2 protein-coding genes are annotated in these 2,430 nt (G+C 58.3%); both read right to left on the bottom strand.

Annotated elements, in window-relative coordinates; genetic code table 11:
* Window positions 1–2,229, bottom strand: a 2,229-nt coding sequence (gene lon, locus AC1DWI_RS19835) for an endopeptidase La (RefSeq protein ID WP_477725538.1), incomplete at its 3' end; no start/stop codon positions are given.
* A 7-nt stretch (window positions 2,230–2,236) separates the two neighbouring features.
* Window positions 2,237–2,430 (bottom strand): hypothetical protein (locus tag AC1DWI_RS19840; RefSeq protein ID WP_477725539.1); only part of this gene is annotated, 194 nt, incomplete at its 5' end.

Here is a 2,430-nt window from a genome sequence, read left to right on the forward strand (position 1 = left end):
GAGGATCAGCACGGTCTTGATGCCGCCCCTCAAGGCAGCGAGCAGTTTTTCCTTCAGCCCGCCGATGGCCGTGACCTCGCCGCGCAACGTGATCTCGCCCGTCATGGCCACATCACCGCGCACAGGGATACCCGTCATCGCTGAAACAAAAGCGGTGGTCATCGCGGCACCCGCGCTTGGGCCGTCCTTCGGTGTTGCCCCGTCCGGTACGTGGATATGGATATCGCGCTTTTCAAACATCTCGTCCTTGATGCCGAGAACCTTGGAACGGCTGCGCACCACCGTGCGTGCGGCCTCAACGGATTCCTTCATGACATCGCCCAGCGATCCCGTACGTGTGATCACGCCCTTGCCGGGCATCATGGCAGCCTCAATCGTCAGCAAGTCGCCGCCGACTTCCGTCCACGCCAGCCCCACCACCTGGCCGACCTGGTTTTGTTGTTCGGCACGACCATAGTTGAACTTGCGCACGCCCAGAAAATCGTTGAGGTTATCGGGTGTCACGACGACCTTGGGTGTCATCTTCTTGAGCTGGATACCCTTGACCACCTTGCGGCAGATCTTGGAGAGTTCGCGCTCAAGCGAGCGCACGCCGGCTTCACGTGTGTAGTAACGCACGATGTCACGCACCGCCTGCTCCTGCACTTCAAGCTCTTCTTCCTTCACGCCGTTGTTCTTGACCTGCTTGGGCAACAGATAGCGCATTGCGATGCTGGTCTTTTCGTCTTCGGTGTAACCGGAAAGGCGAATCACCTCCATGCGGTCCAGCAAGGCTGGCGGAATGTTCATCGAGTTCGAGGTGGCCACGAACATCACGTCGCTCAGGTCGAAGTCCACCTCGACATAGTGGTCACCGAAGGTGTGATTCTGCTCAGGGTCGAGCACCTCCAGCAGCGCGCTGGACGGGTCGCCACGGAAGTCGGTGCCCAGCTTGTCGATCTCATCCAGCAGGAACAGCGGATTGCGCGTGCCGGCCTTGGTCAGGCTCTGCAGGACCTTGCCCGGCAAAGCGCCAATATAGGTACGGCGATGGCCGCGGATTTCAGCTTCATCGCGCATGCCGCCCAAAGCCATACGCACATACTTGCGGCCCGTGGCCTTGGCGATCGACTGGCCCAGGGAGGTTTTGCCGACCCCGGGAGGCCCAACCAGGCACAGGATAGGAGCCTTGAGCTTGTCCACGCGCTGCTGCACCGCAAGATACTCAACAATGCGGTCTTTGACTTTTTCAAGACCATAGTGGTCTTCGTTGAGAACGTTCTCGGCGTTGCCCAGGTCGTGTTTGATCTTGGTCTTTTTGCTCCACGGCAGGCCGGTCAGCACATCGATATAGGTGCGCACCACGGTCGCCTCCGCGGACATCGGCGACATGAGTTTGAGCTTCTTGAGCTCGCTCTCGGCCTTTTTACGGGCTTCCTGCGGCATCTTGGCGGTCTTGATCTTTTTCTCGATCTCTTCGATGTCCGCCCCCTCTTCGCCTTCGCCCAGTTCCTTCTGGATGGCCTTGACCTGCTCGTTGAGGTAAAAATCGCGCTGGTTCTTTTCCATCTGGCGCTTCACACGCCCGCGGATTTTTTTGTCGACGTTGAGGATGTCGACCTCACGCTCAAGCTGTTCGTACAGGTTCTCCAGCCGGGCCTTGACATTGTCAAGATCCAGGATCACCTGCTTCGCATCCAGCTTGAGCGGCAGGTGCGCGGCAATCGTGTCGGCCAGGCGTCCCGCATCGTCGATGCTGGAAATCGAGGTCAGTATCTCGGGCGGAATCTTCTTGTTCAATTTGACGTAATGGTCAAACTGCTGCATCACGGCACGGCGCAATGCTTCTATCTCACTGGTCTTGTCACCGGCGATCACAACCACGGGCTCTACAGGTGTGACATTGGCCGTGAAATGCTGCTCGCCCTCTTCGATCTTGTTCACACTGGCGCGCTGCTGTCCTTCCACCAAAACCTTGACAGTACCGTCAGGCAATTTGAGCAGTTGCAGGATCGTGGCAACGCAGCCCACCTGGAACATATCTTCCACCGAAGGCTCATCCTTGGCCGCAGCCTTCTGCGCCACCAGCATGATGCGGCGCTCGGCCTCCATCGCCGACTCCAGCGCCTTGATGCTCTTGGGGCGGCCCACGAACAGGGGGATCACCATGTGCGGAAAGACCACCACATCCCGCAAAGGCAGGAGGGGAAGGTCAATGGGGGTGGAAGGCAATGAAGTTTGTCCGGACATATAAACCTTAAACGTTAGCCGTGACGGCCAGTTGCATGGCCCGGCGAAACACAATCAACCCAGACATGGGGCGCAGGAGGCGCTTTTCAAGCATTCCGGCCAGCCTTTTGGGATGTTCAGGCTTTCTTGGCCGCTTCACGGTACACAAGCAAGGGGGCTTTGTTTTCTTCGATTGTGGACTCGTCCACCACCACTTTATCC

The organism is Polaromonas sp. P3_C2 (assembly GCF_056402675.1).